This window comes from Lysinibacillus sp. NPDC047702 (genome assembly GCF_050272555.1).
Taxonomy (GTDB): domain Bacteria; phylum Bacillota; class Bacilli; order Bacillales_A; family Planococcaceae; genus Lysinibacillus.
This window is the reverse complement of the sequence record NZ_JBNNMG010000112.1, coordinates 1-5,944: the sequence shown is the minus strand read 5'-3', so window position 1 is coordinate 5,944 and position 5,944 is coordinate 1. Positions and strand designations below refer to the sequence as shown.

Here is a 5,944-nt window from a genome sequence, read left to right as displayed (position 1 = left end):
TTGCTGTGGCAATGAAAGGCACCTCCTTTAATTGATACCTTTATAGTACCGAGAGGTGCTACGTGATTATATGCGTTATTTGAATACGGGCTTACAAAATAAAAATAGAATTTCTTCTATTACCTATGTATATTTATGTAGAAGGGGGATTAAAGAATGAAAAAAATACTTATATTACCACTAGCAATGTTATTAAGTGTTTTACTAGTAGCATGTAGCCAAGATAAAGAAAGTGAAAGTGGTAAGAAAAGCGATAGTGCTGATAAAGCAGCAGAAGAAACTAAGGATGAATCGTTTAAAGTTGATAAAGGACTTTTAAATGTGGAAATTACAATTCCAGCTTCCTTTTTTGCAGGGCAGGATATCGAGTCAGCTATTACTGAAGTAAAAAAAGAAGGTGTTAAGGAAGTCATTAAAAACGATGACGGTTCTGTAACTTATAAAATGTCTAAATCCGTTCATAAAGAAATGATGAAAGAGATGGAAAAAAGTATTTTAGATACGATAGAAGAAATTAAAACTAGCAAAGATTTTACTTCCATCAAGGATGTCACATATAATAAATCCTTTACTGAGTTTACGATAACTGTAAATAAAGAACAGTTTGAAAATAGTTTTGATGCTTTGGCATCAATGGGACTTGCATTAACAGGCATGTATTATCAACTTTTCAGCGGGATAGATTCTGAGAAATTTAAAGTTACAGTCATTTTTAAAGACGAATCAAATGGAGAAGTACTAAACACAATTGTTTATCCAGATGATCTAAATGAGAATAATTAATTAAAAAGCACTCTAATAGGTGCTTTTTTTGTTGCAGGGATAAGGATTAATTAAACTAATGTAAAACCAACTAATAGATAATAGGACAACCTAAATTTTCGGGGGTGATTTAATGCAATTTGCGAATCAGGAATATCAAGTGCAAGACAGTTATTTCGTTGTTATTGATGCGCCAATTATATATTTTACTATCGGTTTTTTACTATTTATCAGTATTGTTTTATTTATTTTTTTGAATAAAAGAAGGAAGAAAAAAATTCATTGAACTTATGTGCGCTAATTTTATTTTGAATAGGGATTTAAAATAGTTGTAGGTATTATTAGTTATTAGATTATTTCCAAAGAAAATGGCGAAAGTTCAATTATTAATTTTGCACGAATCTATTTTGACCTCAGACTAATTTAAAAAGAAGTTGTACAATTCAAACAAGGCATAAATGAAATTACCAACAAAACAGAGTTTAATGGAATCTAGTTATTAATAACATAACTAGATAAACCTACATCATTAAACTACAGGTGGGGAATTTCCTTTGAGTAAAAATTATATATTTAGTAAAGTTCAAATATACGAGGGGGAATACATAATGAAAAAGTTGTCTTTATTGTTATTGATGGTCATTTCAGTCGTTGGATTGAGTGCTTGTCAAAAAGATAATCGTGTAAGTAAAGATGATGTAAAAGCATTTGTAAAGGAAGTGGATAGGTACCAGGCACTTAACAAAGTACCTGGTTTTTATAGCTTTGCACTAGATTTAAAATAAATTATTCTAATCTTCAATCGTATTGTTTGATTAATTCCTGTAGCTTGTTTTTAATTTGTTCACGTACTATCTGGGGATGTTTTACATTAGCCTCCATGCCTAAGCCTAGAAAAAAATGTACCAACCATGGTGTAAATGAAGAGTTTATTTTTGTACAAATTGTACCATATCCATCCTCACCTAGCTCCATCCACTGGGATAACCATACTTCTGATTGACAACGCCTTACTCCCTCTGGTGTTAAATCTACCTCAAGGTCTAACATATTATCCTCATTTGCTGGCATAATCCATGCCTTAATGTGCTCATTCGTCATATTCAATTTTAAACTTTGGTCTGCAGCTAAAGAAAAATCCTTCACTCTATCCACGCGAAATACTCGATAATCCTCTGCTAAGAAACAAAAGGCCTGACAGTACCATAGCCCGTTCATCGTATAAACTCCAAGAGGTTGAATGCTTCTAGTTTTACTAGTAGCTGCTTCATACTTGATTGTGATGACATGCTGTTCAAGTGCAGCTTCAAGTAGTTCCTTTAAGAATGGCACTTCCAACTCATGTGGAGGCACCCAAAATATAAGCCGTTGCTGCATACTTTCAATCTTTTGCTTCAGCTCACTTGATAAATAATGAAAAAATTTATCTAATGCCGTATTCACTTCGTTTTTAAAGGGGAGAACTTTGTAATTATGTAACGATTGGCAAGCAAAAAACAATGCGATTGCCTCGTGTTCGGTAAAGCTGATTGGCGGAAGCACTTTCTCACGTAGAACACGATAACCTCCACTAGGTCCTGTTTCGGAATAAAGCGGTACTCCTAATTCACTCAGTTCCATTAAATAACGAATCATCGTTCGGCGTGAAACACCGCATTCATCCGCCATCTCCTGAATGGTAAACTTCTTACGCTCATTGACCTTCATTGCGCTTTGTGCATAAAAAAAGTCCTCCTCTATCAAAAAACTTTTTAATAGTGCCAATAGTTGTCACTATTATCACTTATATTAAAACTCGAAGTCAATGTTTAGGAAGCTTTGAAAATCTACACAGGAAGATATTGACCTCCCCAATAAAAGGATGAAAGGAGACAAAAATATGGAACTAGAACATCAAAACTATGTAATGGAAGTTGTTTTATTTGAGCTAAAGGAGGGGATCGATAAGCATCGTTTTTGTCTAGCCTCAGCCGCACTAACCAAGGTACTAAAACATGAAATATCAGGGTTTGAAGGGCGGACTTTACTACATACATCCGATGAAAGTCAATGGACGGACATTATTTATTGGTGCGATATGGAAAGTGCATTGGCAGCTGTAGAGGAACTAAAGTCTAAATCAGAGTTTCAAAGTTTTGTATCCATGATTGATTCAAGGGAGATTACGCAAAGACATCTGATCCCGACTAATCTGAACTTATTATAGTTATAGTAAATACAGATGACGTCATATTAGGTTGAAATGATAACTAAAAAAGGAGATAGGACATGGCTGACACATTTGAGGGTAAATATACAATTGATTTCTTTAATCAATTTATATCCATATTAAAAATAGAATTTCCTGCATTTGATTCTAATAAGTTTATGGATTTAATCTATGACGACCATTGGGAAGAAGAAAAATTTAAACAGCGTATTAGACATATTAGTAATGCTTTACGAATGACTTTACCAATATCCTATCGTGATGCATTATCCATTTTGATAGAAATTGCACCAAAATGTAAAGGGGTGGAATACTTATTTTTTCCGGATTTTGTGGAAGCAAACGGACTAGATGATTGGAATGATTCTATGATTGCATTGGAGGTATTTACTCAATTCTCCAGTTCAGAGTTTGCCGTTCGAGCCTTCATAATCAAAGATTCTCACAGGATGATGGATCAAATGTTAAAGTGGGCGAGCCATCCCAATCCTCATATCAGACGGTTAGCGAGCGAGGGGTGTCGACCTCGGCTGCCATGGGCGTCTGCTTTGAAAACCTTTAAATTGAATCCTTCACCAATCCTACCAATATTGAACCAGCTCAAACAGGACTCATCCGTTTATGTACAGAAAAGTGTGGCCAATAATCTGAATGATATTTCCAAAGATCATCCGGAGCTAGTGAAAAATCTCGCATGTGAATGGCATGGAGAGAATTCAATTACGGATTGGATTATTAAACATGGATGTCGTGGTTTACTGCGAAAAGGAGATTCTGAGGTACTTTTATTATTCGGTTTTGAAACCTCACCAGATATAGCTGTTCATAATTTATCGCTAGAAAAGGATAGTTTGGCAATTGAGCAAACTCTTAGTTTTTCATTTTCGATTCAGTCAAACACCTTTGTGCCCCAAAAGCTCCGAGTCGAATATGCAATTGATTTTGTCAAAGCGAATGGCTCAACTTCTAGAAAACTATTTAAGGTAACAGAACGCATCTTTGATAAAGAAAGTCGACTCTATGTACGAAGGCATTCTTTTAAAGATTTGACAACCCGTAAGCATTATCCAGGTAAACATAAGCTGACAGTAGTTATAAATGGACAAGAACTATCTGCAGCAGAATTTTATGTCACCAATACCATAGAACACTAAACGTAAGAACTATACAGATAATGATAATATATTTGGAGGGAAAATAGATGAATAATGTAACAGTAATTGGCTTGGGATCAATGGGGACAACATTAGCACGGGTCCTGCTTAAAAAGGGCTATCAAGTGACAGTGTGGAATCGATCAACAGCAAAAGCAGAACCTTTAATAAAGGAAGGAGCAACCCTTGCTACCAGTGTAGCTGCTGCTATAAGTGCAAGTGAGGTGTCCATTATCTGTGTATCTGATTATAATGCTTCACTTACTATTTACAAAAGAAGTCAAACAAGCTCTCTCAGATCGAGTGCTAATCCAATTGAGTACAGGTAGCCCTCAACAAGCACGTGACAATGAATTATGGGCGCAAGCGCATAATGTAGAATATCTTGATGGAGCAATAGTGGCTTCACCACTTCAAATGGGAAATTCAGAAGCTACGATTTTCACATCTGGTTCCTTAAAAGCCTATCAACAGAGTGAGCATATTTTAAAAAGCTTAGCTGGAAATGTTCCTTATCTTGGAGCGCAAGTTAGTGCTGCATCCTCTACAGATCTAGCCTTTCTTTCATATCTGTTTGGTTCCTATTTAGGATTTTTCCACGCAGCGCGCATCCTTGAATCAGATGGACTACGCATTGATGATTTCGGTTCCATGATTGCCCATGTTTCACCAGTCATTGGTGAGGTTATCAAGTTTGAGAGCAAAGTAATTCAAACAGAAACTTACGATAACCCACAGAGTTCTATAAATATGTGTATGACAACAGTTGACCTTTTTATGGTACAAGCACAAGAAGCAAAAATTAACAATGAATTTCCAATGTTTGCCCAAGAACTTTTCAAGAGGGTCTTGGATGCAGGCTACGGAAATGAAGAGCTTGGCGCTTTAATTAAAGTATTGAGATAGAGTATTTGGACAAAAAGTGTTTATGATTTTTTCTGAATCGATAGCCTAAAATATGTTAAAGACCACTTCATCGGTGTGGACTTAGTTAATGTTCAGTAATCTCAGTAGTATATAGTAATAAGTGCGAATCATAGGCTAACACAAAGACCTAAAGGATTCGCACTGAAAATCTTAAAAAATAGATGATTTAGAAAGAGTTTTATAGTATAAAGATAAATGAATAATATTTATAATTTGTAAAAATTATGTAAGATATTATTTAAATGATGTTTTTTGAAGTCACTCTCTGTATGGAGAGTGCGGATTGAAATCTTTGGCAATTTGGTAGCTGCTGATCTTTTGACGTCACTCCCTGTATGTAGAGTGAGTGGACACAACCACCAAGGCAAGAAAATACATGGTCTTGGCAAAAGTTTTTTTACTTATAATATTTAAATGGTGTGAGGGGCTATAATGAAGAAAATAATACTGATAGCACTAGCGGCAATCCATATTTGTTTATCGATAATAATTTATATTATCGGAAATAAATATGAATTTACTGTAAAATATACAAACACTTGGTTATCTAATTTATTGGTTAGTCTATTACTTCTAGTAGTCTTTATATTTAGCAAGGAAAATGTTGTTAAAAAATTATCAAACCTATTATTAACGATTTATCCAATAGGGTTAGTTTTGATAGGCTTTATTATTTTTTATAATCTACCTAATTTCACTTATTTAGAAGCAAAAGACATAGTAATTAAGGAGACATCTGAAGAAATTGATATTTCTAAAGAAGGCGAAATAAAGGGACAATTAGGAATGTATTATATATGATGTTAGTCTAAATTATGGACACAGTGAATTGGGAGTTTATAAAGTATAATAATCTTAACAATTTACTAGGAGTGTCTAAGATGACAAAACG

Annotated in this window: 8 protein-coding genes; 7 read left to right on the top strand and 1 reads right to left on the bottom strand. The window is 34.4% G+C overall.

What is annotated here, in order from left to right; genetic code table 11:
• Positions 1-156 precede the first annotated feature (156 nt).
• Together ACQKIM_RS27440 and ACQKIM_RS27435 are read left to right on the top strand one after the other, a co-directional pair.
• Entirely contained in the window at positions 157-783 is a 627-nt protein-coding gene (locus ACQKIM_RS27440) for a hypothetical protein (RefSeq protein ID WP_427550041.1), read from the top strand.
• Positions 784-1,370: 587 nt separating this feature from the next.
• Positions 1,371-1,547 carry a hypothetical protein gene (locus tag ACQKIM_RS27435; RefSeq protein ID WP_427550038.1) on the top strand — a complete coding sequence of 59 codons (177 nt, stop codon included), beginning with the start codon at positions 1,371-1,373 and terminating at the stop codon, positions 1,545-1,547.
• A gap of 13 nt (positions 1,548-1,560) precedes the next feature.
• On the opposite strand, the gene ACQKIM_RS27430 is transcribed toward ACQKIM_RS27435, so the two are convergent.
• Positions 1,561-2,469, bottom strand: a complete 909-nt coding sequence (locus ACQKIM_RS27430) for a helix-turn-helix transcriptional regulator (RefSeq protein WP_427550044.1) — start codon at positions 2,467-2,469, stop codon at positions 1,561-1,563.
• Between the two features lie 172 nt (positions 2,470-2,641).
• On the opposite strand from ACQKIM_RS27430, the gene ACQKIM_RS27425 reads away from it, so the two are divergent.
• The 5 genes from ACQKIM_RS27425 to ACQKIM_RS27405 all read left to right on the top strand — a co-directional run bounded on the left by ACQKIM_RS27425 (position 2,642) and on the right by ACQKIM_RS27405 (position 5,853).
• A complete protein-coding gene (locus ACQKIM_RS27425; protein WP_427550036.1) occupies positions 2,642-2,968 on the top strand; it encodes a hypothetical protein in 327 nt (108 codons plus the stop codon).
• Between the two features lie 62 nt (positions 2,969-3,030).
• Entirely contained in the window at positions 3,031-4,125 is a 1,095-nt protein-coding gene (locus tag ACQKIM_RS27420; protein ID WP_427550034.1) for a DNA alkylation repair protein, read from the top strand.
• Positions 4,126-4,172: 47 nt separating this feature from the next.
• Positions 4,173-4,454 (top strand): NAD(P)-binding domain-containing protein, encoded by a 282-nt coding sequence (locus tag ACQKIM_RS27415; RefSeq protein WP_427550032.1) that lies wholly within the window; start codon positions 4,173-4,175, stop codon positions 4,452-4,454.
• Positions 4,441-5,031 carry a hypothetical protein gene (locus tag ACQKIM_RS27410; protein WP_427550029.1) on the top strand — a complete coding sequence of 197 codons (591 nt, stop codon included), beginning with the start codon at positions 4,441-4,443 and terminating at the stop codon, positions 5,029-5,031. The genes ACQKIM_RS27415 and ACQKIM_RS27410 overlap by 14 nt, the downstream gene beginning before the upstream one ends.
• 453 nt (positions 5,032-5,484) lie before the next feature.
• Positions 5,485-5,853, top strand: coding sequence for a hypothetical protein (locus ACQKIM_RS27405; protein WP_427550027.1), 369 nt, complete (start codon positions 5,485-5,487; stop codon positions 5,851-5,853).
• Positions 5,854-5,944: the final 91 nt, after the last annotated feature.